Origin of the sequence: Limnohabitans parvus II-B4, assembly GCF_003063455.1 — a bacterium.
Taxonomy (GTDB): Bacteria; Pseudomonadota; Gammaproteobacteria; order Burkholderiales; family Burkholderiaceae_C; genus Limnohabitans_A; species Limnohabitans_A parvus.
Genome location: NZ_NESN01000001.1, coordinates 389,595 through 411,801, shown reverse-complemented (window position 1 = coordinate 411,801; position 22,207 = coordinate 389,595). Strand labels below are relative to the sequence as shown.

The 22,207-nt window shown below is 60.7% G+C and carries 19 protein-coding genes; 9 read left to right on the top strand and 10 right to left on the bottom strand.

Annotated features, from left to right (window positions below):
• Window positions 1-7: 7 nt before the first annotated feature.
• Window positions 8-799 (bottom strand): sulfite exporter TauE/SafE family protein, encoded by a 792-nt coding sequence (locus B9Z37_RS01890; RefSeq protein WP_108311350.1) that lies wholly within the window; start codon window positions 797-799, stop codon window positions 8-10.
• Between the two features lie 163 nt (window positions 800-962).
• Between B9Z37_RS01890 and B9Z37_RS01885 the strand changes: the two genes are divergently transcribed.
• On the top strand, window positions 963-2,153 hold the full coding sequence (locus B9Z37_RS01885; RefSeq protein WP_108311349.1) for an ABC transporter substrate-binding protein: 1,191 nt from the start codon (window positions 963-965) through the stop codon (window positions 2,151-2,153).
• 295 nt (window positions 2,154-2,448) lie between these two features.
• Here the strand turns inward: B9Z37_RS01885 and mnmC are convergent, their stop codons facing one another.
• Window positions 2,449-3,672, bottom strand: a complete 1,224-nt coding sequence (mnmC, locus tag B9Z37_RS01880) for an FAD-dependent 5-carboxymethylaminomethyl-2-thiouridine(34) oxidoreductase MnmC (protein WP_240606591.1) — start codon at window positions 3,670-3,672, stop codon at window positions 2,449-2,451.
• Window positions 3,673-3,674: 2 nt separating this feature from the next.
• Entirely contained in the window at window positions 3,675-3,950 is a 276-nt protein-coding gene (locus B9Z37_RS01875) for an oxidative damage protection protein (RefSeq protein WP_108286603.1), read from the bottom strand.
• A gap of 214 nt (window positions 3,951-4,164) precedes the next feature.
• Here B9Z37_RS01875 and B9Z37_RS01870 point away from each other — a divergent pair, with 214 nt between their 5' ends.
• Entirely contained in the window at window positions 4,165-4,941 is a 777-nt protein-coding gene (locus tag B9Z37_RS01870) for a ferredoxin--NADP reductase (RefSeq protein WP_108311348.1), read from the top strand.
• 249 nt (window positions 4,942-5,190) lie between these two features.
• Window positions 5,191-5,688 (top strand): disulfide bond formation protein B, encoded by a 498-nt coding sequence (locus B9Z37_RS01865; RefSeq protein WP_108311852.1) that lies wholly within the window; start codon window positions 5,191-5,193, stop codon window positions 5,686-5,688.
• Between the two features lie 191 nt (window positions 5,689-5,879).
• Here B9Z37_RS01865 and argA read toward each other — a convergent pair whose 3' ends face one another.
• Genes argA through B9Z37_RS01850 form a run of 3 tightly spaced genes read right to left on the bottom strand, consistent with a single transcriptional unit; the run spans window position 5,880 to window position 7,939 of the window.
• Entirely contained in the window at window positions 5,880-7,226 is a 1,347-nt protein-coding gene (gene argA / locus B9Z37_RS01860) for an amino-acid N-acetyltransferase (RefSeq protein WP_108311347.1), read from the bottom strand.
• A 12-nt stretch (window positions 7,227-7,238) separates the two neighbouring features.
• On the bottom strand, window positions 7,239-7,676 hold the full coding sequence (locus B9Z37_RS01855; RefSeq protein WP_108311346.1) for a TA system VapC family ribonuclease toxin: 438 nt from the start codon (window positions 7,674-7,676) through the stop codon (window positions 7,239-7,241).
• The gene (locus B9Z37_RS01850; RefSeq protein ID WP_108311345.1) at window positions 7,673-7,939 is read right to left on the bottom strand and encodes a ribbon-helix-helix protein, CopG family; all 267 of its coding nucleotides are present in this window, start codon (window positions 7,937-7,939) and stop codon (window positions 7,673-7,675) included. Before B9Z37_RS01850 ends, B9Z37_RS01855 begins: the two co-directional genes overlap by 4 nt.
• Window positions 7,940-8,093: 154 nt before the next feature.
• On the opposite strand from B9Z37_RS01850, the gene hrpA reads away from it, so the two are divergent.
• Window positions 8,094-12,320: an ATP-dependent RNA helicase HrpA gene (gene hrpA, locus B9Z37_RS01845; protein WP_240606617.1), complete on the top strand. Its 4,227-nt coding sequence runs from the start codon at window positions 8,094-8,096 to the stop codon at window positions 12,318-12,320.
• Between the two features lie 84 nt (window positions 12,321-12,404).
• The gene (locus B9Z37_RS01840; RefSeq protein WP_108311343.1) at window positions 12,405-14,615 is read left to right on the top strand and encodes an OsmC domain/YcaO domain-containing protein; all 2,211 of its coding nucleotides are present in this window, start codon (window positions 12,405-12,407) and stop codon (window positions 14,613-14,615) included.
• 57 nt (window positions 14,616-14,672) lie between these two features.
• Here B9Z37_RS01840 and B9Z37_RS01835 read toward each other — a convergent pair whose 3' ends face one another.
• Window positions 14,673-15,935 (bottom strand): D-alanyl-D-alanine carboxypeptidase family protein, encoded by a 1,263-nt coding sequence (locus tag B9Z37_RS01835; protein ID WP_108311342.1) that lies wholly within the window; start codon window positions 15,933-15,935, stop codon window positions 14,673-14,675.
• Window positions 15,936-16,016: 81 nt separating this feature from the next.
• Window positions 16,017-16,586 carry a DNA-3-methyladenine glycosylase I gene (locus tag B9Z37_RS01830; protein ID WP_108311341.1) on the bottom strand — a complete coding sequence of 190 codons (570 nt, stop codon included), beginning with the start codon at window positions 16,584-16,586 and terminating at the stop codon, window positions 16,017-16,019.
• Between the two features lie 194 nt (window positions 16,587-16,780).
• Here B9Z37_RS01830 and B9Z37_RS01825 point away from each other — a divergent pair, with 194 nt between their 5' ends.
• The 4 genes from B9Z37_RS01825 to B9Z37_RS01810 all read left to right on the top strand — a co-directional run bounded on the left by B9Z37_RS01825 (window position 16,781) and on the right by B9Z37_RS01810 (window position 20,471).
• The gene (locus tag B9Z37_RS01825; RefSeq protein ID WP_167394295.1) at window positions 16,781-18,025 is read left to right on the top strand and encodes a LysR substrate-binding domain-containing protein; all 1,245 of its coding nucleotides are present in this window, start codon (window positions 16,781-16,783) and stop codon (window positions 18,023-18,025) included.
• Between the two features lie 77 nt (window positions 18,026-18,102).
• Window positions 18,103-19,272: an ABC transporter substrate-binding protein gene (locus B9Z37_RS01820; protein WP_108311339.1), complete on the top strand. Its 1,170-nt coding sequence runs from the start codon at window positions 18,103-18,105 to the stop codon at window positions 19,270-19,272.
• 10 nt (window positions 19,273-19,282) lie between these two features.
• Window positions 19,283-20,035, top strand: a complete 753-nt coding sequence (locus tag B9Z37_RS01815) for an alpha/beta fold hydrolase (RefSeq protein WP_108311338.1) — start codon at window positions 19,283-19,285, stop codon at window positions 20,033-20,035.
• A 1-nt stretch (window position 20,036) separates the two neighbouring features.
• Window positions 20,037-20,471 (top strand): nuclear transport factor 2 family protein, encoded by a 435-nt coding sequence (locus B9Z37_RS01810; protein WP_167394294.1) that lies wholly within the window; start codon window positions 20,037-20,039, stop codon window positions 20,469-20,471.
• Window positions 20,472-20,480: 9 nt separating this feature from the next.
• Here the strand turns inward: B9Z37_RS01810 and B9Z37_RS01805 are convergent, their stop codons facing one another.
• Both B9Z37_RS01805 and B9Z37_RS01800 read right to left on the bottom strand, forming a co-directional pair.
• Window positions 20,481-21,353, bottom strand: a complete 873-nt coding sequence (locus tag B9Z37_RS01805) for a TPM domain-containing protein (RefSeq protein WP_108311336.1) — start codon at window positions 21,351-21,353, stop codon at window positions 20,481-20,483.
• Between the two features lie 34 nt (window positions 21,354-21,387).
• The gene (locus B9Z37_RS01800) at window positions 21,388-22,032 is read right to left on the bottom strand and encodes a LemA family protein (RefSeq protein WP_167394293.1); all 645 of its coding nucleotides are present in this window, start codon (window positions 22,030-22,032) and stop codon (window positions 21,388-21,390) included.
• Window positions 22,033-22,207 lie beyond the last annotated feature (175 nt).

Sequence of the window (22,207 nt, the reverse complement as noted above, 5' to 3'; positions counted from 1 at the left end):
AAAAAAATCAGATCAGGACCAGCTTGGTGCCCGCCCATGCGAGCAGCACGGACAGCAGCGAGCGGATCACGCGGTCGGGTGTGTGGTGTGTCAGGCGTGAGCCCAGCCAGATGCCGGGAATCGACCCGGCCAACAGCTTGGCCAGCAGCGGCCAGTCCACCGAACCGAGCGATGCATGACCCAAGCCCGCCACCAAGGTTAGGGGCACGGCATAAGCGATGTCCGCCGCCACGATGCGCGGCAGGGGCAAAAGCGGGTAAAGCAAAAGCAGCACGGTCACGCCAATGGCCCCCGCGCCGACCGAGGTGAGCGTGACCAAAGTACCGATCAGCGCACCAAACAGCACCGGCAGGCTCCAGTGGCGAGGGGTGCTGGCGCGGGCTTCGTCGGCGGCGTCCAGGTGGCGGGGGAGTTGTTTGCCCCGCACGGCTTTGAAGAGCATGGCTGCAGCGGTGAGCAGCAGCGCCACGCCCAGCGTGGTCGTCATCAGCGACTGCACTTGGGAGGAGGCTGGGCCCACCCAGTGCAAAAAGCCCAAAGTCACCAGACACGCCGGGATGCTGCCCGCGCTGAGCAAACCCACCACGCGCCAAGGCACTATGCGCTGGCGTGCAAAGCTGATGGTGCCGCCCAGCTTGGTGAAGGCCGCAAACAGCAGGTCGGTGCCCACCGCCATGTAAGGCTTCACACCAAAGAAAAAGATCAGGAGCGGCGTCATCAACGAGCCGCCACCCACCCCCGTCAGGCCCACGATGGTGCCCACGAAGAAACCTGCAAAGACATAAGCCAAATCAACCATGGGGGCGACTGTAAGGTGGTCTTATGCCAAAACAAACGATTTTTTAGTTGTGCATATATTCTTAATGCTTATAAGGAGTGTGCTGGCGCATGTCCCGTTTGCGACAGATCGAAAATCGGCTGGTACAGTCACGGCTCTCGCCCTTAACCCTAGGACTATTTTTATGAACCGCCTTATTGCCGCTGGCCTGCTGGCCGTATCCCCCGTTTTTGCCCAAACCCCGATCAAAATCGGTGAGATCAACAGCTATTCCGCCATTCCCCAATTCACCCAGCCCTACAAACAAGGCTGGCAGCTGGCGGTCGAAGAGATCAACGCCCAAGGAGGTCTGCTTGGCCGCAAGGTCGAAGTCATCGCCCGAGACGACGCGGGTAAGCCCGAAGAGGCCCTGCGCCACGCCATCGAGCTGACATCCAAAGAGAAGGTGGACGTGCTGGCCGGGGGCTTTTTGTCCAACGTGGGTCTGGCCTTGGCCGACCACGCCGCCAAAAACAAGCGCCTGTTTGTGGCGAGCGAGCCGCTGACCGACGCCATCGTCTGGGACAAAGGCAACCGCTACACCTTCCGCCTGCGCCCCAGCACTTACATGCAAGCGGCCATGCTGGTCGAAGAAGCGGCCAAGCTGCCTGCCAAGCGCTGGGCCACGATTGCGCCCAACTACGAATACGGCCAAAGCGCTGTGGCCAGCTTCAAAGAGTTGCTCAAGGCCAAGCGCCCCGATGTGGAGTTCGTGAGCGAGCAGTGGCCCGCCCAAGGCAAGATCGACGCGGGCAGCACCCTCACTGCCACTATGGCCAGCAAGCCCGACGCCATCTTCAACGTGACCTTTGGTGCGGACCTGGCCAAGCTGGTGCGCGAAGGCAACCAGCGCAACGTCTTCCCCAAGACGCCTGTGGTGTCGCTGCTGTCGGGTGAGCCTGAATATTTGGAAGTGCTGAAAGACGAAACACCCAAGGGCTGGATCGTGACCGGCTACCCCTGGGACCAGCTCGACAACAAAGAGCACGCCAGCTTTGCCGCCAACTACTACAAGAAGTTCAACGAGAACCCCAAGGTGGGCTCGGTCGTGGGCTACGCCACCATGCAGTCGATCTTTGCAGGTATCAAAAAAGCCGGCAGTGTGGACAACGAAAAGCTGGTCGCTGCCATGCGTGGCCTGAAGTTCAGCACGCCTTTTGGCCCGGCCGAATACCGCGCCATTGACCAGCAGTCCACCATGGGGGCTTATGTGGGCAAGCTCGATCAGCGCGGCGGCAAGGGCACCATGGTGCAGTGGCGCTATGCCGATGGCAAGGCGTATCAGCCCACCGATGCCTATGTGAAATCGCGCCGCCCGGCAGATGCGATGAAGTAAAGCCCTCATCTCGGGCCAACTCGTCATCGCAGGCCGGTTCGTCATCCCCAGTCAGTTCGTCACCTTTACCCAATTCGTCACCTTTACCCAGTTCGTCACCTTTACCCAGTTCGTCACCTTTACCCAGTTCGTCATCCCGGGCTTGACCCGGGATCCATCTATGTGCAGGCATGGACCCCGCATCGAGTGCGGGGTGACATGGGATATTGGCCTCGCATCGAGTGCGGGGTGACATAGGGATTTGAGCGCCCATCGAGAGCGGGCTGCCATCTCACCTCAACAAGGTGCAAGTTGTTCAGTGCTTCTTGTAGCGCTCGGCCGCCAGGTGCTTGGCCAAAGCGGGCGCCAAAGGCAGGGGCTCACGGCACAACCACGCGGCAGTCAGTTCACCACACAGCACCGCCAGACTGATGCCGCGTGCGCCCATGCCTGCACTCAGCCAAAGGCCCGGCAAGCTTTCGCTGTCGATGGGACCTACAGCCGGCAGTCGGTCGGGCAGGGTGCAACGCAAGCCTGCCCAACCTTGCACGTGCGCAGGTTCAAACCGGTTTTGCATCGCCGCGCCCAAGTCCGGCAGCAAGGTGGACAAGCGCAGCTGGTTGGCCTCGTGGTCTTCGGGCCTGACAGGCGCTTGCTCGCAGTTGCGCTCAAAGGTCGAGCCGATGTACCAGCCTGCTTGGCCTTCCGGTGTGGCTACGCCGTGGATGAAGCTGCCATGCCCATTGACCGGAAAGGGCGGCAGCAGCTGGCGCTGGGCCTCGTTCAGTTCGTTCATGTGCCCAAAGCTCACCTGCCCGCGCAAGGGGTTCAGTGGCACGGCAAAGCCGGGCAGGGGGCGCAGCAAAGTCAAGCTGTCAAAGGCGCTGGCCACCACCAGCAAAGGCGCTTGCCCCAGCGCCAGGCCTTGCCCATCGAACACGGTCCACAAACCATTTTGGCGCTCAATGTGTTGAACCGCTTGCCCCCAAAGGACTTGCACGCCTGGTGTTTGCAGTTGCGCAGCCACCAACTGTCGGGGCCTGATCCAGCCCGCCATGCTGTGCCACAGAGCGGGGGTTTCGGGTGGCAGGCCTGCTGCGGCAATCTGTGCGGGGCTGGCCAGTGTGCTGCCTGGGGTTGACGTGTCGAAGGCCGTGTCGGCACCGGGTGCTTGCGCGAGTCCGGCTTTGGGCAGCCTGCGCTTGCCGGCCAGGTTGTGCTCCAAAACGCCTGTCAAAGCCCAGTCGGTGCCGCTTTGCAGCAGTGCTTGGGCGCGTTGCAGGGTGGCCCGCACGCCCGCACGCGTCAGGCGCGAGAGCACGTTGTCGTCGGGCGAGACATGGGGCGCGGCCAAACCAGCTGGCAGGCCAGAAGCGCCTGCGCCAACGCCTGCAGCGCGGTCCAAGACCGTGACGGCCCAGCCGCGCAGCGCCAAGCTGTGCGCCACAGCAGAGCCCGACAAGCCTGCGCCGATGACCAGCGCTTGGCGTGCCAGAGGCGGGGGGCTCAATGTGTCGATGTTGACGACGGTTTCAGCCAACTTCAGTTGGCGGCTGGTGGCACGTAGCCTTGGGCAGCGTCAGCGCCTGCGCCAAAGAAATGGTTTTCCATTTGACGAGCCAGGTATTGGCGGGCGCGCAGATCGGCCAAGTTCAGGCGGTTTTCATTGACCAACATGGTCTGGTGCTTGAGCCAGTCAGCCCAAGCTTGCTTGCTCACGTTTTCCCAAATGCGCTTGCCCAACTCGCCGGGATAAGGCGCGAAGTCCAAGCCTTCTGCTTCGGTGCCGAGTTTGATGCATTGAACGGTGCGTGCCATGGTGTCTTTCAGCCTTGATCTATCTTAAGAAGCTCTGGTTATACGGATATAAAATTTCAGTATTTCCAGTATTGAGCGGTTCACACGAAAATACGCCCTGTTTCGCGACAGGATCGACTTTCTTGTGGTCTATCAGGCTGCAACTGTAGCAAGCTTTCAGCATCCCCCCAGTGGCTTTGGGGCTCTTGTCCCTGCCATAACCCAGACAAATCAAATGAGTGCTTTTCTTGAAGAACGCGTTTTGAGCGTTCACCACTGGACCGACCGTCTGTTCAGCTTCACCACCACACGTGACCAGGCTCTGCGCTTTTCCAATGGTCATTTCACCATGATCGGCCTGCGCGGCGACAACGGCAAACCACTGCTGCGCGCCTACTCCATCGCCAGTGCCAACTACGAAGAACACCTCGAATTCCTGAGCATCAAGGTGCCCGACGGCCCGCTGACCTCCAAGCTCCAACACATCCAGGTGGGTGACACCATCGTGGTGGGCCGCAAACCCACAGGCACCTTGCTGTGCGACTACCTGCTCCCCGGCAAAAACCTGTACCTCATGTCCACCGGCACGGGTCTGGCGCCGTTCATGAGCATCATCCGCGACCCCGAAACCTATGAGCGCTTCGAAAAAGTGATCCTGGTCCACGGCGTGCGTCAGGTCAACGAATTGGCGTACCACGACTACATCACGAAAGAGTTGCCCGCCAACGAGTTTCTGGGCGAGATGGTGAGCCAGCAACTGCTCTATTACCCCACCGTGACCCGCGAGCCCTACAAAAACCAGGGTCGTCTGACCGATCTGATCGAAAACGGCAAACTGTTTGCCGATCTGGGCCTGTCCAAGCTCGACCCCGAAACAGACCGCGTCATGATCTGCGGCAGCCCTGGCATGCTCAAGGACCTCAAGCGCATCTGCGAAGAGCACGGTTTGTCAGAAGGCAACACCAGCACCCCGGGTGCCTTCGTCATCGAACGCGCCTTTGCCGAGTCCTGATTGGGCAGGGGCTTTGTGAAAAGCCTCACCGATCTGGCCGGAGCATGAAGGCAAAATAGGATTTTTGTGTTCTCACAACCGTAAATGCTGGTGTCCAAGCCTTTTTGTCACACCCCCGCAGATGGATATCCGAAAATTCATGTCATACCCGCGCATGCGGGTATCCATGACTGAACAGCCTGGATGCCCGATCCAGTCGGGCATGACAAACGTGAACCTGGCCAGCATGACAAATCCTTGACCCACGCCATGAACCTGACGCCCATCACTCCCTCACGCCTGCTGGCCCTGATCGCTCTGTCGGGCATCGGCATGCTGGCCTTTGGACTGTATTTGCAGCATGTGGTGGGCCTGAACCCTTGCCCCATGTGCATCGTGCAGCGCTATGCGCTGATCGGTGTGGTGCTGGTGGCGGCTGTGGGCTGGCGTTTGCGCGGTTGGGGCTTGGCCGTGTCGGGCTTGTTGCTGGCGCTGGTGGCGGGCTTTGGTGGTTTTACCGCTGCGCGCCAAAGTTGGCTGCAGTGGTACCCCCCCGAAGTGGTGACCTGTGGCCGTGATTTTTACGGCATGGTCGAAAACTTCCCCATCAACCGCGCCATTCCCATGATCTTCAAAGGCAGCGGCGACTGCACCAAGGTCGACTGGACCTTTTTGGGCGGCTCCATCGCCAATTGGTCATTTGTGTGCTTTGTGGTGTTTGGCCTATTGGGCCTGTGCGTCGCAGTCAAGGCTGTCAAGAACCGCTGATGACCGCTGCGGGGGCAAGCGCCTGCTGTGTCATACCCGCGCATGCGGGTAGCCATAACAGTCGAAGGCGTGGCCCCCCGATCGAGTCGGGGTGACGAGACAAGCAGCATGGACCCCCGATCGAGTCGGGGGTGACATTGGTGCGTCATGCCCGCGCATGCGGGTATCCATGACATTCGAAGGCGTGGCGGTCAGAGCTTCTTGACCAGCACCTGGCTCTTGCGGTCCCAGTTGTACTTGCGTTTGCGCGCTTCGGGCAGCCAGTCGGGGTCGACCTGCACAAAGCCGCGCTTGATGAACCAGTGCATGGTGCGCGTGGTGAGCACGAAGATGCTTTTGAGGCCCATGGCGCGGGCGCGTTGCTCGATGCGCTTGAGCACCTTTTCCCCGTCGCCTTGGCCTTGCGACTGGGGCGACACGGTGAGTGCCGCCATCTCGGCCGTCTTGGCTTCAGGGTAGGGATAGAGTGCTGCGCAGGCAAAGATCACGCCGTCGTGGTCGATGATGGTGTAGTGGTCCACATCGCGCTCGATCTCGGTGCGGTCGCGCTTGACCAAGGTGCCGTCCTTCTCAAACGGCTCGATCAGTTGCAAGATGCCGCCCACGTCGTCGGCCGTGGCTTCACGCAGTTCTTCGAGCTTTTCATCGACGACCATGGTGCCAATGCCGTCGTGCACATAAATTTCCAGCAGCAACGCGCCGTCCACCGTGAAGGGCAGGATGTGCGAGCGCTCCACGCCTTCTTCGCAAGCCTTAACACAGTGCTGCAGGTAAAAGCCGATGTCGGTCGGCTCGGTGGGCGTGGGCAGTGAGGCCAGCAACTGCTTGGCTGCAGCCAACGGCAGCTCGGTGTCGATGGGGTTGTCCTCGCTGGCGGGCTCGCCCGGTTGCATGCGGATGCCCGGAATCTCGGTCACAAAAATCAGCTTGTCGGCCTGCAGCTCGGCAGCCACGCTGGTGGCCACTTCTTCCATGGCCAAATTAAAGGCTTCGCCAGTCGGCGAAAAACCAAACGGCGACAGCAGCACCATCGCGCCCATGTCCAGCGTGCGCATGATGCCGTCCACGTCTACCTTGCGCACCAAGCCCGAGTGCTGGAAATCCACACCGTCCACAATGCCCACAGGCCGTGCGGTGATGAAGTTGCCCGAAATCACCCGCACTGTCGAGCCTGCCATGGGCGTGTTGGGCAAACCCTGGCTGAAGGCCGCTTCAATCTCGTAGCGCAGTTGCCCCGCCGCCTCTTGGGCGCAGTCCAGCGCCACGCTGTCGGTGATGCGCATGCCGTGCGAGTACTTGGGGGCGTGGCCTTTGGCGGCCAGTTGCTCGTTGACCTGCGGGCGAAAACCGTGCACCAGCACGATCTTGACGCCCATGCTCTGGATCAGCGCCAAGTCTTGCGCCAGGTGTTGCAGCTTGCCCGCCGCAATCGCCTCGCCCGCGATGCCCACCACAAAGGTCTTGCCCCGGTGCATGTGGATGTAAGGCGCCACCGACCGGAACCAGGGCACGAAAGTGAAATTGAAGACTGTGGGCATGGGCTTGAGGTGTCAGGGCTTGAGCAAAAGAAGTTGGTCTGCGGGAAGCAGACGCGAAAAATCGCGGTCGAATGTGCAGAGTGTCTCACCGGATTGCATCACCGTTGCGGCGATCCAAGCATCGGTGATCAAGTTTCCTGTGGCTTGTTGTGCCAGACACACTTGCCGCAAATTGGGCCAGGTGGCACCCTGCGGCTGAAATTGCACGCCTGGGCAGCTGAGCAGGCTGTCGATGAAGTCGATCACATCCTGTAAAGGATCGGTTTCCCGAAAGATTTTGGGGTTGGTGCTGATGCGTAAAAAGCCAGTCACCACGGTGCCCAGCAGGATCAGGCTGTTGCGTCCATTGGCAGCTTGGAGCATGGCTTCATCTAGCCAAGCTCGTGCAGGCAAGTGGTGAGGGTGGTCAAGCCGGAAAGCGGCCACCAACACATTGACGTCAGGCGTCATGACAGGTTCTTCAGGTCCATACCCGCGTCCATCGCGTCGTACAGGGATCGGTTGCTGCTGGGGTCGATGCCCGGCTTTAGACCACCACGGGCTTTGGAAACGGGCAGTTTGGGAATCACGATCGGGGCGGCAGGCATATCTTGCCGCACATAGGCAGCCAGCATCTCGCGCACCTTCGCGCTCAAGGATGTGCCTTCTTGAATGGCCTTGATGCGGGCTTGTTTGACGAGGTTTTCGTCGAGGGAAATGGTCAGGTTGGTCATCCAAAACCTCCAAGTTGAAAGTTCACGTAAACCAGTGTAGCACGTGAACACGTGTCGTGGGATAATCCAGCCCGTGACCGAGTTTGCAAACCCCACCCCCCTCCAAATCGACTTCCCCGAAGGCCTGCCCGTCTCAGCCCGCCGTGACGAAATCATGGCCGCCATGGACCAGCACCAGGTCATCATCGTCTGTGGTGAAACCGGCTCGGGCAAAACCACGCAGCTGCCCAAAATCGCGCTGGCGCTGGGGCGCGGCAAGCTCAACGCCAAACCGGGTGAACGTGCGCGGATGATCGGCCACACCCAGCCCCGGCGCATTGCGGCCAGCTCGGTGGCCAAGCGCATTGCGGAGGAATTGAAGACCCCGCTGGGCGAGGTGGTGGGTTTCAAGGTGCGGTTCCAGGACCGATTGAGCAAAAATGCCTCGGTCAAGCTCATGACCGACGGCATCTTGTTGGCTGAAACCCAGACCGACCCGCTGCTGCAAGCTTATGACACCATCATCATCGACGAGGCGCACGAGCGCAGCCTGAACATCGACTTCTTGCTGGGCTACCTGCGCCAGATCCTGCCGCGCAGGCCGGACCTCAAAATCGTGGTCACGTCGGCCACCATCGACGCCGACCGTTTTGCCAAACACTTTGCCTCCCGCAACGGCCCGGCCCCGGTCATCATGGTCTCCGGCCGCACCTTCCCTGTGGAGCAGCGCTACCGCCCGTTTGAAGAATCACGCGACTACGGCCTGAATGACGCGATTGCTGACGGCGTGGACGAACTCTGGCAGGGCGGGGCAGGGGGCGACATCCTGATCTTTTTGCCCGGCGAACGCGAGATCCGCGAAGCCGCCGACCACCTGCGCAAGCACTTGGCGCACCAGCCGCTCACCCGCAGCGCCGAAGTGCTGCCGCTGTTTGCCCGCCTGTCGCAGGCCGAGCAAGACCAGATTTTTGAGGCGTCGAATGGCCGCCGCATTGTGCTGGCGACCAACGTGGCCGAAACGTCGCTCACGGTGCCCGGCATCCGCTATGTGATCGACGCGGGCACGGCGCGGGTCAAGCGCTACAGCCTGCGCAGCAAGGTCGAGCAGCTGATGGTCGAGCCCATCAGCCAGGCCGCCGCCAACCAGCGTGCGGGCCGCTGCGGCCGGGTGGCCAACGGCATCTGCATCCGCCTGTACGACGACAAAGACTTTGCAGGCCGCCCGCGCTTCACCGATCCGGAAATTTTGCGCTCGTCTTTGGCGGGCGTGATCTTGCGCATGAAGAGCCTGCACCTGGGTGTGGTCGAAGACTTCCCGTTCATCGAAGCGCCGTCCAAACGCGCCATCACCGACGGCTATCAACTGCTGGCCGAGCTGGGCGCGGTGGATGAAGACAACGAACTCACCCCCATCGGCAAAGAGCTGGCCCGCCTGCCGCTGGACCCGCGTGTGGGCCGCATGATCTTGGAAGCCCGTGGCCGCGAAGCGCTCGACGAAGTGCTGGTGATCGCCAGCGCCATGAGCGTGCAAGACGTGCGCGACCGCCCCATGGACGCGCAAGCCCAAGCCGACCAAGCGCATGCCAAGTTCGACGACGACAAGAGCGAGTTCACGGGTTATCTGAAACTGTGGAAATGGATTCACGACGCAAGGGGCGGCCCAACGGCCCATGGACACCCGGTCAAGCCGGGTGTGACAGACAGGGGGCAGCCGGGTGTGACAGATAGGGGACAGCCGGGTGTGACAAAAGGCGCTGGCATGCCCGCCCCCTCTGTCATGCCCGCGAACGCGGGTATCCATGCCCCACATGTGCCCCATGGACACCCGGTCAAGCCGGGTGTGACAAAAGGCGCGGGCATGCCCGCCCCCTCTGTCATACCCGCGAACGCGGGTATCCATGCCCCCGCTTCCACCCACAAACTCAGCAACCGCCAATACGAACAGCTGCTGCGCCAGAACTTCATCAACATCCGGCGGGTGCGCGAGTGGCGCGACACGCACACCCAGCTGCTCACCGTGGTGTCCGAGCACAAGTGGCGCATCAACACGCAGCCTGCGAGCTACGAGCAGCTGCACTTGTCCATGCTGGCGGGCCTGCTGGGCAACGTGGGTTACAAGCTCGAAGATCCCGCGTCAGGCGCGGGACAGGCTACGGGAGAATATCTGGGCGCACGCGGCATCAAGTTCCACAAACACCCCGGTGCGCACCTGAGCAAAAAGCCGGGCCGTTGGATCGTAGTGGCCGAACTGGTGGAAACCACGCGCCTGTTTGGCCGGGGCATTGCGGCGATTGAGCCTCAGTGGCTGGAGCAGGTCGGCGCGCACCTGCTGCGCAAGCAAGTGCTCGACCCGCATTGGGAAAAGAAATCGGCCGAAGTGGTGGCGCTGGAACGCGCCACGCTCTACGGCCTGGTGGTCTACAGCGGGCGGCGCACGGCCTACAGCCGGGTGGACCTGCACGGCGCACGCGAGATTTTCATCCGCGAAGCCCTAGTGGGCGACCAGTGGGAGACCAAGCTGCCTTTCCTGGCCGCCAACCACAAGATGATCGCTAAGGTCGAAGAGCTGGAGCACAAGTCGCGCCGCCAAGACGTGCTGGTCGACGACGAGCTGATCTACGCTTTTTATGACCAGCAGATCCCGCCCGAGGTGTGCAGCGGCCGCCTGCTGGAAGACTGGTACCGCCATGAGAGCATCAAGCAGCCGCGCCTCTTGCTGCTGACCCGCGAAGAGCTGATGCGCCACGAAGCGGCAGGCATCACCACGCAGGCCTTCCCCAAACACATCCGCTTGGGCGGCACCGATTGCCAGGCCACTTATCTGCACGAGCCGGGCGACGCCCGCGACGGCGTCACGGTCACGGTGCCGCTGTTTGTACTGAACCAAGTGAGCGAAGACCGCTGCGAATGGCTGGTGCCCGGCTTGCTCAAAGACAAAATTCAGGCCCTGCTCAAAAGCCTGCCGCAGCGCCCGCGCAGCCGCTTCGTGCCGTTGCCCGAATCGGCCACCCGCTTGGCCGCCGAGCTGTCGGCACCTGAGCTGTTTGGCAGCGGCTCGCTCACCGATGTGCTGCTCAAAAAAGCCCGCGACGAAACCAGCCTCGACATCAAGCGGACTGACTTCAAACACGAAATGCTCAGCCCGCATTTGTTCATGAACCTGCTGGTGGTCGACGAACACGGCCGCCAGTTGGGCATGGGCCGAAACCTGGGGGCGCTCAAGGGCGAGCTGGGTGCCAAAGCGCGTGGTGCGTTCCAGGCGCTGGCGCAGCTGAAGATGGCGTCTTCGTCGCAAGCAGATGGACACCCGATCAAGTCGGGTGTGACAAAAGAAGATGTCATACCCGCGAACGCGGGCATCCATGACCCCCATGGACACCCGATCAAGTCGGGTGTGACAAAGGGTGAGTCGGGTGTGACAAAAGAATCTGTCATACCCGCCGCCAATGTCATACCCGCTTCTTATGTCATACCCGCTTCTTATGTCATACCCGCGAACGCGGGTATCCATGCCCGCACAGGCACAACCCCCGCCAAACAGACCCCCACAGCCCCCCAGCGCTACACCACCTGGACCTTCGGCGAACTCCCAGAGCTGATGGAAATCAGCAAAGGCGGCCAGACCCTGATCGGCTTCCCCGCGCTGGTGGACGTGCAAGACGCTGTGACCATCGAAGTGTTTGACGAACCCGACGTGGCCGCCAGCAAAAACCGCGCGGGCCTGCGCCGCCTGTTTGCGCTGCAGATCAAAGACGCGCTCAAGTACCTTGAGAAAAACATCCCCGACCTGCAAAAAATGGCCGTGGCCTACATGCCGCTCGGCACGGCGGATGAGCTGAAAACCCAGATCATCGACGTGGCGCTGGACCGTGCCTTTTTGCTCGACCCGCTGCCCAACGACGAAATCACCTTCAAACGCCGCATTGAAGAAGGCCGTGGGCGATTGACCTTGATTGCCAACGAAGTGGCCCGGCTGGCGGGCACCATCTTGTTGGAGTTTGGCGCGGCCACCCGCAAAATCAAAGACACCAAAAACGCCCCCGACGCGACGGCCGACTGCACTCAGCAACTGCAACGACTGATGCCCAAAAACTTCATGGCCGCCACCCCGTGGCCGCAGCTGCAGCACTGCGCCCGCTACCTCAAGGCAGTGACCCTGCGCCTGGACAAATACCGCGCCGACCCCGCCCGCGACGCCCAGCGCCTGGCCGAGCTGAAACCGCAAGAACAACGCTATTGGCGCCTGGTGGCAGAACGCAAAGGCGCCCAAGACGCCCGCATGCTGGAGTTCCGCTGGTTACTGGAAGAGCTGCGCGTGAGCTTCTTTGCGCAAGAACTGCGCACCCCGCAGCCGGTCAGTATCAAAAGGCTGGAGAAGGCTTGGGGGCAGTTGAACCATTGAGGGCATGATCAGCACGCGGGTGGGGCCAGATGGTTACCTACCCGCTTATTCACCGACGGGCAACCACATCATTTGGGAATTCCCATGGAAATCAAAGTCAATTTTCTCGACAAACTGCGCCTGGAGGCCAAGTTTGACGACTTCACTGTGCTGGCCGATCAGCCCATTCGTTACAAGGGCGATGGCTCGGCGCCCGGGCCGTTTGATTATTTTTTGGCCTCTTCGGCTTTGTGTGCGGCTTATTTTGTGAAGCTGTATTGCGAGACGCGCGGCATCTCCACCGAGCACATCCGCCTGTCGCAAAACAACATCGTGGACCCCGACAACCGCTACCTGCAGACCATCAAGATCCAGGTGGAGTTGCCGGCCGACATGTCCGACAAAGATCGCCAAGGCATCTTGCGGTCCATCGATCGTTGCACGGTCAAAAAGGCGATTCAAGCGGGCCCCACTTTCATCGTTGAAGCGGTGGATAATCTGGATGCCGATGCTCAGGCCTTGCTCACGCTGAGCCCCGACGCGCAAGCGCAGACCTTTATTGCGGGCAAGGACTTGCCGCTGGAGCAGACCATCGCCAACATGACGGCGGTGTTGGCCAATTTGGGCATCAAGATCGAGATCGCGTCGTGGCGCAACCTGGTGCCCAACGTGTGGTCGCTGCACATCCGCGACGCGCATTCGCCCATGTGTTTCACCAACGGCAAGGGCTCCAGCAAAGAGAGCGCCTTGGCATCAGCCTTGGGTGAATACATCGAGCGCCTGAACAACAACCACTTTTACGCGGGCGTGTTTTTTGGCGAAGACCTGGCGCAAGCCGACTTCGTGCACGACCCCCGCGAGCGCTGGTTCCAGCCGGGAAAGCGCGACGCGCTGCCCAAAGGCTTGTTGGACGCGCATTCCTTAAGCATTTACAACCCCGACGGCGAGCTGCGTGCCTCGCACCTGTTTGACACCAACTCGGGCAACACCGAGCGCGGCATTTGTGCGCTGCCCTATGTGCGCCAGTCCGACGGTGAGGTGGTGTACTTCCCGTCGAACCTGGTGGAAAACCTTTTTGTGAGCAACGGCATGAGCGCGGGCAACACGCTGGTTGAAGCGCAGGTGCAGTGCCTGTCCGAGATTTTTGAGCGCGCCGTCAAGCGCGAAATTTTGGAAGGCGAAATGGCCTTGCCAGATGTGCCACAGGCCGTGTTGGCCAAGTACCCGGGCATCGTGGCGGGCATCGAGGCTTTGGAAGCGCAGGGCTTTCCGGTCTTGGTCAAAGACGCGTCGCTGGGCGGGGTGTACCCGGTGATGTGCGTGACCCTGATGAACCCGCGCACGGGCGGAGTATTCGCGTCATTTGGCGCACACCCCCGCCTGGAGGTGGCGCTGGAGCGCAGCCTGACCGAGCTGCTGCAGGGCCGCAGTTTTGAGGGCCTGAACGACCTGCCCGCGCCCACTTTCATCAGCAACGCCGTGACCGAGCCCAACAATTTTGTGGAGCACTTCATTGACTCCAGCGGCATCGTGTCGTGGCGGTTTTTCAGCGCCCAGGCAGACCACGAATTTGTGGAATGGGACTTTGCCGGACAAGGCGAAGACGCCACCGCCCAAGAGGCCGCCACGCTGTTCGGCATCTTGCAGGCCATGGGCAAAGAGGCCTATGTCACGGTGCACGACCAACTGGGCGCCACCGCCTGCCGCATCTTGGTGCCCGGCTATTCTGAGGTGTACCCGGTCGACGACCTGATTTGGGACAACACCAACAAAGCGCTCTTGTTCCGCGCCGATGTGCTGAATCTGCACCGCTTGGACGACGAGGCGCTAGAGGCCTTGCTCGACCGGTTGGAGAACAACGAGCTGGACGATTACCTTGACATCGCCACGCTGATCGGCATCGAGTTTGACGACAACACGGTGTGGGGCCAATTGACGGTGATGGAGCTCAAGCTCTTGGTCCACCTGGCTTTGCAGCAGCTCGAAGAGGCCCACGAACTGGTGGGTGCTTTCTTGCAGTACAACGACAACACCGTAGAGCGCCGCTTGTTTTACCAAGCCCTGAACGTGGTGCTCGAAGTCACACTGGGCGAGGACTTGGCCCTAGAAGACTACGTGGTGAACTTTCGGCGCATGTTTGGCGATGAGCGCATGGATGCGGCCATTGGCTCGGTGGGCGGCAGCGTGCGCTTTCATGGCCTCACGCCCACCAGCTTGCAGCTGGAAACGTTGGACCGGCACCAGCGCTTGCTTGACAGCTACAAAAAACTGCACGCGGCGCGGGCGCGTGTGGCCGCGAAGCGGGCCTTGGTTTAAAACAGCCCACTCGTGAAAAAGGCACCCGCAGGTGCCTTTGTGCTGGCTTGTCGGCGTTTATTTGCCAATCAACTTCATCACATGTTGCCAGCCGCGCAGCAGCAGGCCCGAGCGTTCCACCTCGGCTTGCGCTACCAGTGGGGCTTCTCCCACGGGTTTGCCGTTGGCTGTGGCGATCACTTTGCCGATCACCGCGCCCTTGGCCACAGGGGCTTCCAGGCCCGGCTTGAGTTCTATGGTGGTTTGCACTTGCTGGCCCCGCGGCACGGTCAGCATCCAGGGGGCACCCAGACCTGCGGCCACGGTGTCGGCCTTGCCAAAGTTGACTTTCGGGGTGCCGACCACGGCGTTTGGCTGAATCGGGGTGGCTTTTTCGAAGCTGCCAAAGCCCCAGCCCAGCAGGGTGCGCGATTGGTCAGCACGCGCCTGGGGGCTGTGGGTGTTCAGGATGACAGTGATCAGGCGCATGTCGTTGCGCTTGGACGAGGTGACCAGGCAATAGCCGGCTTCTGCGGTGTGGCCGGTTTTCAGGCCGTCCACGCTGGGGTCGGTGTAGAGCAGGGCGTTGCGGTTGCCTTGCTTGATGCCGTTGTACTTGAACTCGCGTTCAGCGTAGAGGGGGTAGTACTCCGCTCCGTCTTTGATGATGGCGCGCGCCAGGATGGCCAGATCTCGCGCAGACGATTTGTGCGCCGGGTCGGGCAGGCCCGTGGGGTTCACAAAGTTCGTGTGCGTGAGCCCCAAGCGCTGAGCTTCGGCGTTCATCAGCTTGGCAAAGCCCGCTTCGGAGCCGGCCATGTGCTCGGCAATCGCCTTGGAGGCGTCGTTGCCCGACTGGATGATGATGCCGCGCAGGATGTCGATGACCGTGGCCTGGCTGTTGAGCGGCAGGTACATGCAGGACTCGGCGCTGGTGCCTCGGCACCAAGCATTCTCACTCACGGTGACCAGGTCGGTCGGTTTGAGCTTGCCCGAGCGCAGTGCTTGCTCGACGATGTAGCTGGTCATCATTTTGGTGAGCGACGCGGGGGGCAGGGCTTCGTCGGCGTTGGCCGAGGCGAGCACTTGGCCGGAGTCGTAGTCCATCAGCAGCCAAGCTTTGGCAGGCAGCGCAGGCGCGTCGGCCGCCAAGGCGGTCTCAGCGGCCAGCGGGGGCAGTGCGCTTACTGCGGCTGTGGCCTTTTTGTTGGACGTCGCCTTTTTATGGGCCGCAGGCTTGGCGGCTTTGGGGCTTGCTGCAAAGCTGGCCGAGTTGGGCATCAAAATGCCAGCGGCGATGGCGAAGAGGATGGGAAGAAGAGGGGAAGTTTTGGTGTTCATGGCGTTGACGGTCAATGTATCGATTGTCGCCGAGATCAGCCTGTTAATGCGCCTGTTTTTATGTCGCTTCAGTGACGGCGTTCAGCAGTTGTGAGCCAGCGGCGCATGCCGATGACAGCTGAGCAGGTGGTCGTTGACCATGCCGGACGCCTGCATGAAGGCGTAGCAGATGGTGGAGCCGACGAATTTGAAACCTGCTTTTTTCAGGGCCTTGCTCATGGCGTCGGATTCGGCAGTTTGGGCGGGCACTTCACTCATGCTGCGGCGTTGGTGTTGCAGGGGCTGTCCGTCCACAAATTGCCAGACGAGGTTGCCAAAGCGCTGACCGCTGGCTTGCAGTGCCAGAAAAGCCTTGGCGTTGCCGATGGTGGCGGCCACCTTCAGGCGGTTGCGCACGATGCCCGGGTTGGCAAGCAGTTCGGCCACTTTGTGCTCGTCGTAGCGGGCGATTTTTTCAGGGTCGAATTGGTCAAAGGCGGCGCGGTAGGTTTCGCGTTTTTTGAGCACGGTGGACCACGACAGCCCGGCTTGTGCACCTTCGAGGTTGATCAGCTCGAACAGGGCCTGGTCGTCGCGCAGGGGCACGCCCCATTCGGTGTCGTGGTATTCGCGGTAAAGGTCAAAGCCTTCGCACCAGGGGCAGCGTTGCATAAAAATCCTTATCAGTTAGCGAGTGTAGCCAGTACACCTGCCTGCTTGGCAGATGCAATAGCTGATGGACAGATGCGCGTTTGAACAGGGTCTCGGTGGTTTGACCGTCATGGAGGGGCGGTGTCTCAAGGCTTTTTGGATAATGCGCGTTGATGGACTCTGATTTAGGGTCAAGCCCAAGTTCAAGGAAAGCTATGCCACTGGTCGATCACCTGAAATACCTGCGCGCAGCTTGCGCAGTGTCTTTGACCGGGAGCAGCATTGGGGCGGCGCAGGCGCTGCATGTGTCGCAGTCGTCGGTCACACGGGCCGTTCAGTCGCTCGAAGACGTTTTGCAGCAGGTGGTTTTTGACCGTTCAGCCCAAGGCATGCGGGTCACGCCGTCATGTGCCGAGTTGTTGCAGCGTTGCGTTCGCGCTTTTCAATGTCTGGCGATTGCACCATCTTCAAAAGTGGGCTTGGCTGAGGGGGAAGGTTGGATGGCTTGCCGATTCGCATCGGGCGTGGGCCTGCGGCATTTGCGGGTGCTCATGTCGCTGGCGGCCACGGGCTCCGAGACCGTGACGGCCCGTCAGCTGGGTGTGAGCCAGTCGGCGGTGCACCAAAGTTTGGTGCAGTTGGAGCATTTCAGTGGCAAAAAACTGTTCACGCGCAGTCGCCAGCATGGCTTGCGCGTGACGGAGTTGGGCACTCAGGTGATTCATGGTTGCAAGCTGTTTGCGTCCGAGCTGGCGCAGGCCGACGAGGTGTTGGCCGCGCTGTTTGGCCGGGTGGCGGGGCGGCTGGCCATTGGCACCTTGCCTTTTTCTGTGGGCCCTTTGTTGCCGGTGGCGGTCAACCGTGTCATGCAGGCCTTACCGGGTTTGCAGGTGACGGTGGTGGATGGCACCTACGACGCGTTGATTGCCAAACTGCGCGATGCCGAGATCGATTTGATCGTGGGCGCTTTGCGCCCGGACTTTTCCGTTCAGGGGCTGATGCAGGAAACCTTGTTTGTGGATGGTCTGGCCGTGGTTGTGAGGGCGGGGCACCCCTTGGCCTTGCACAAAAAGCTGGCGTGGCACCACCTGGCCGATGCCCAATGGATCATGCCCATGCCCAATACGCCAGCGCAAACCGTCTTTGAACGCACGTTGGCCCGTGCTGGTTTGCCCTTGCCTATAGCCCAGCTGCGGGTGAACAGTGCGCTCATGATGCAGTCGATGTTGATGCAAAGTGACCGTTTGGCGATGATGTCGCCGCGTCAGATTGAAAGCGAAATACGGGCGGATTTGCTGGTGGTTTTGCCTTTGGCTGTGCCCGAGGCGGTCCGCACCATTGGCTTGATCCGCCGCTCGGGCATTTTGCTGACACCAGGCATGCAGGCTGTGCTGGCGGCCAGTCGCCAGGTGGCGTCCGAGATGGCTGGTGAAAACCCTTTAAATAAGCCAAACGCATAGCCTGTTCCTGAATAGCATTGGACGCCTGTGTGAGTGTGCCCAATCATGGGCGACAAGTTATTCCACAGGAGACAAACATGAAAAAACGCTGGGTGTTGGGTTCGATCGCTGGCTTGGCGCTGAGCGCGATGACAGGTTTGGTGCAGGCGCAGGACAACAGTTTCAAGATCGGGCTGGTCTTGCCCATGTCAGGGCCGTTCGCCTCGACAGGCAAGCAAATGGAGTTGGCCGTGCGCCTGTATATGGCGCAGCATGGCGACACGGTGGCTGGCCGCAAGGTGGTGTTGATCGTCAAGGACGATACTGGCGCACCCGATGTGACCAAACGCATTGCACAGGAACTGGTCATCAACGACAAGGTGCAGGTGCTGGCGGGTTTTGGTTTGACACCTTTGGCCATGGCCACGGCCCCTGTGGCCACACAGTCCAAAACGCCGCTGGTGGTCATGGCCGCGGCCACGTCCATCATCACCGAGGCCTCACCGTACATTGTGCGCACCAGCTTCACGGTGCCCCAGGTGGTGACCACGCTGGCTGATTGGGCCACCAAAAACAACATCAAGAAGGTGGTCAGCCTGGTGACCGACTACGCGCCTGGCATTGACTCTGAAAAGTACTTCAATCAGCGCTTCATCAACAACGGTGGCGTGGTGATTGAAACTTTGCGTGTGCCTTTGCGCAGCCCTGATTTCGCGCCTTTTCTGCAGAAAGTGCGAGATGCCAAGCCCGATGCCCTGTTCACCTTTGTGCCTGCGGGCGTGGGTTCGGCTTTGATGAAGCAATTTGCCGAGCGGGGTCTGGACAAGGCGGGCATTCGCCTGATTGCCGAAGGCAGCGTGACCGACGATGACATTTTGAACAACATGGGCGATGTGGCGGTGGGCGTGGTCACGGCGCACCATTACTCAGCTTCGCACAAATCGGCTTTGAACAAGAAGTTTGTCGAGGCTTTTGGCAAGGCCAACAACGGTCTGCGCCCGAACTTCATGGCGGTGGGGGCTTATGACGGCATGCGTGTGATTTACGAAGCGGCCAAAACCACCAAAGGCGCTGGCGGTGAAGCCTTGCTCAACGCCATGAAGGGGCAAGCTTTTGAGAGCCCACGCGGCCCGATCTACATCGACAACCAGACCCGAGACGTGGTGCACAACATGTATGTGCGCCGGGTGGAGCGTGTGGGTGGTCAATTGTGGAATCAGGAAATCGAAACCGTGACCGACGTGAAGGACATTGGCAAAACCCGCTGACCGCAAACCCATGAGTGCTTTGCCATTGCTGCTGGTGCCGGGCTTGATGTGCGACCACGCCGTGTGGGACCCGTTGTTGCCCTGGCTGACCGCCGATCGCCACTGCTTGGTGGTAGGCCATTCCGATGCCGATGCGTTGCCGCAAATGGCCCGTCATTTGCTCGCCTGCGCCCCTGAGCAGTTTTTGTTGGCAGGGCATTCCATGGGGGCGCGCGTGGTGCTGGAAGTGCTCAGGTTGGCACCTGAGCGCGTGCGCGGTGTGGCTTTGATGGACACGGGTTTTTTACCCAAAGCTGAAGGCCAAGCCGGAGACGACGAGGTGTCCAAGCGCTTTGCCTTGTTGCAGATTGCCAAAGAACAAGGTGTTCGCGCCATGGCTCAGCAATGGGTGCGCGGCATGGTGCACCCCGACCGCTTGGGCGATACCGAATTGATCGAGCGCATTCTGGCCATGTTTGAACGCAAAAGCCCAGACATTTTTGAACGGCAGATTCGCGCTTTGCTGTCTCGGCCCGATGGCTCGGACGTTTTGCGCGGCCTGGGTGTGCCTACGCTGTTGATGTGTGGCACCCAAGACGCATGGTCACCACCTGCCCAGCACGAAGCCATGCAGGCCATCATGCCCCCCGCCTTGGTGCAGCTGGACTTGATTGAACACGCCGGACACATGTCTCCCATGGAGCGGCCTGCCGATGTGGCTGCCTCGCTGTTGCGCTGGCTCACGCGTTGTGCATCTGGGTCTCCTGAGGTCGAGGTGCATTGACGTGGACACTTTGGCGTTGTTGCAAGCCGAGAATCGGTGTCGCCATTTGGTCATCGCGGCGGCAGAGGCGGTTGATGGTCAGCAATACGAGGTCTTCGCAGCTTGCTTCACCGAAGATGCTGTGCTGCAACGTCCGGGAGGCGAGCCGTTGACCGGGCGCGCTGCCATTTTGGCTTCTTATGCGCAGAAAAGTCCCCACCGTCTGACTCAGCATTTGCTGTGCAACCACCGTGTGGTGGTGGACCCTGCGGGTTGGGCTGAATCGTCTTGCAAGGTGCTTCTGTACGTGAGTGACCAGCGGCGTGAACATGGGACACAAGGACGACTGGCTGACAGCAAGCACCATGTGGGTGAGTTTCGAGACCACCTGATTCTCACCCCCGATGGCTGGCGTATTCAAAACCGCAAAGCCTGGTTCGAGTTGCAGGTCGACTGACGGGCCGCGTCACCATCGCCCTGATCCGCCACCACCGCCAAACCCGCCACCACCGCCTTTGAAACCACCACCAGGCCCACTGCCAGGGCCTCCTCGGCCACCAAAGCGGGCGCGCAGCAGGGCGGCAATGCCGACCCAGGTAGTCAGCAAGGTGATGCCGCCAGCGATCAAGGCAAGTGAAAACACCCCGAGCAGGAACCAGGTAACGGCCCCCACAATGGCCGCCGTCATGACCGAGCCCGGAAAGCGCCCCAGCACCGCCCGCAACACAAAACCGAGCACGGCGCCCGCAACAATGATCCAGGTGATGTTGTTCCAAGGGTCTTGAGGTGACTTGGCTGTCGGGGCGGGCAATGGTTCACCGTCGATCACGCCCATCATGCGTTGCAGTCCGGCCAGGATGCCGCCCGCAAAATTTTGCTGGCGAAACATCGGGGTGATGCCTTCTTCGATGATCCGTTTGCTGGTGGCGTCGTTCAGTGCGCCTTCCAGCCCGTAACCCACTTCGATGCGGACAGTGCGGTCATCTTTGGCCACCACCAAAATCGCGCCATCGTCCACCTTTTTGCGGCCCAACTGCCATTGTTCTGCCACGCGCAGGGCATATTGCTCAATGGTCTCGGGTTGGGTGGAGGGCACCAACAACACGGCCAGTTGGCTGCCTTTGCGCAGTTCAAATGCGGACAATGTCTCTTCGATCTGCTGCTGTTGCTCTGTGGTGAGGGTGTGAGTTTGGTCAATGACGTGGCCTGACAAGGCAGGCACCGCAAGTTGCTGCTGAGTTGGTTGCTGAGTCTTTGGCGGCACCTGAGCGCTGCCAGTGGCCCAGCTCAGCAGTGCGCTGAGCACGAGCAGCCAGCGGGCAGCTTGGTTCATGCGCATTGCAAATTACCAGAAGGCACGCCGTTGCAAAGGCTCACTTGCCTGTCCCTGGGTTGGAACCTGGGGGTGGGTTGGCAGGCTTGCCAAAATTGACCACGGGCGGTTGGGCCATGGCTTGTTCGTTCTCGACCGAGAAGTTGGGTTTTTCTTTGTAGCCCAGGGCCATGGCGGTCAGGTTGGAGGGGAAGGAATGCACGGTGACGTTGTAGTCCTGCACGGCTTTGATGTAACGGTTGCGGGCCACGGCAATGCGGTTTTCGGTGCCTTCAAGTTGGGCTTGGAGGTCAATGAAGCCCTGATTGGCGCGCAGGGCAGGGTAGTTTTCAGACACCACAAGCAAGCGAGAAAGGCTGCCGGACAGGTCTTTTTGGGCCTGCTGGAATTTTTGAAAGGCTTGTGGGTCGTTCACCAGTTCGGGCGAGGTCTGGATGGCGGTGGCTTTGGCCCGTGCCGCGACCACGGCTTGTAAGGTGCTCTGCTCAAAGTCGGCCTGGCCTTTGACCACGTTGACCAAATTGGGGATCAGGTCCGCCCGGCGTTGGTATTGGCTGAGCACCTCAGACCAGCTGGCCTTGACTTGCTCGTTGCCGCTTTGAAACTGGTTGTAGCCGCAGCCCGTCAGGCTGAGGGCTAGGGTCATCAGAAACAGGGTGAGCCATCGGTAGAGAGAAGATGCCATGGGATGCCTTGCTGTTGCGGGTGTTTTGCAAGGGTATGCCTGGATGGTCAGCGCCACTGTGCGCTGACCAACGCTCAGGGGCCTTTGTTGTTGGCAAGGCATGGTGCTTATGGCCTTGGTTTCTGCCCCTGCCCTGTGTCGAGCGCGTCACTCAGCAGGGCTTGTCTGCTTTAGG

Excerpts from the sequence above, each read along its gene's own strand:
- B9Z37_RS01890 (WP_108311350.1), bottom strand. The coding sequence starts at position 799 with ATGGTTGATTTGGCTTATGTCTTTGCAGGTTTCTTCGTGGGCACCATC.
- B9Z37_RS01885 (WP_108311349.1), top strand. The coding sequence starts at position 963 with ATGAACCGCCTTATTGCCGCTGGCCTGCTGGCCGTATCCCCCGTTTTT.
- B9Z37_RS01875 (WP_108286603.1), bottom strand. The coding sequence starts at position 3,950 with ATGGCACGCACCGTTCAATGCATCAAACTCGGCACCGAAGCAGAAGGC.
- B9Z37_RS01870 (WP_108311348.1), top strand. The coding sequence starts at position 4,165 with ATGAGTGCTTTTCTTGAAGAACGCGTTTTGAGCGTTCACCACTGGACC.
- B9Z37_RS01865 (WP_108311852.1), top strand. The coding sequence starts at position 5,191 with ATGAACCTGACGCCCATCACTCCCTCACGCCTGCTGGCCCTGATCGCT.
- argA (WP_108311347.1), bottom strand. The coding sequence starts at position 7,226 with ATGCCCACAGTCTTCAATTTCACTTTCGTGCCCTGGTTCCGGTCGGTG.
- B9Z37_RS01855 (WP_108311346.1), bottom strand. The coding sequence starts at position 7,676 with ATGACGCCTGACGTCAATGTGTTGGTGGCCGCTTTCCGGCTTGACCAC.
- B9Z37_RS01850 (WP_108311345.1), bottom strand. The coding sequence starts at position 7,939 with ATGACCAACCTGACCATTTCCCTCGACGAAAACCTCGTCAAACAAGCC.
- hrpA (WP_240606617.1), top strand. The coding sequence starts at position 8,094 with ATGGCCGCCATGGACCAGCACCAGGTCATCATCGTCTGTGGTGAAACC.
- B9Z37_RS01840 (WP_108311343.1), top strand. The coding sequence starts at position 12,405 with ATGGAAATCAAAGTCAATTTTCTCGACAAACTGCGCCTGGAGGCCAAG.
- B9Z37_RS01835 (WP_108311342.1), bottom strand. The coding sequence starts at position 15,935 with ATGAACACCAAAACTTCCCCTCTTCTTCCCATCCTCTTCGCCATCGCC.
- B9Z37_RS01830 (WP_108311341.1), bottom strand. The coding sequence starts at position 16,586 with ATGCAACGCTGCCCCTGGTGCGAAGGCTTTGACCTTTACCGCGAATAC.
- B9Z37_RS01825 (WP_167394295.1), top strand. The coding sequence starts at position 16,781 with ATGCCACTGGTCGATCACCTGAAATACCTGCGCGCAGCTTGCGCAGTG.
- B9Z37_RS01820 (WP_108311339.1), top strand. The coding sequence starts at position 18,103 with ATGAAAAAACGCTGGGTGTTGGGTTCGATCGCTGGCTTGGCGCTGAGC.
- B9Z37_RS01815 (WP_108311338.1), top strand. The coding sequence starts at position 19,283 with ATGAGTGCTTTGCCATTGCTGCTGGTGCCGGGCTTGATGTGCGACCAC.
- B9Z37_RS01805 (WP_108311336.1), bottom strand. The coding sequence starts at position 21,353 with ATGCGCATGAACCAAGCTGCCCGCTGGCTGCTCGTGCTCAGCGCACTG.
- B9Z37_RS01800 (WP_167394293.1), bottom strand. The coding sequence starts at position 22,032 with ATGGCATCTTCTCTCTACCGATGGCTCACCCTGTTTCTGATGACCCTA.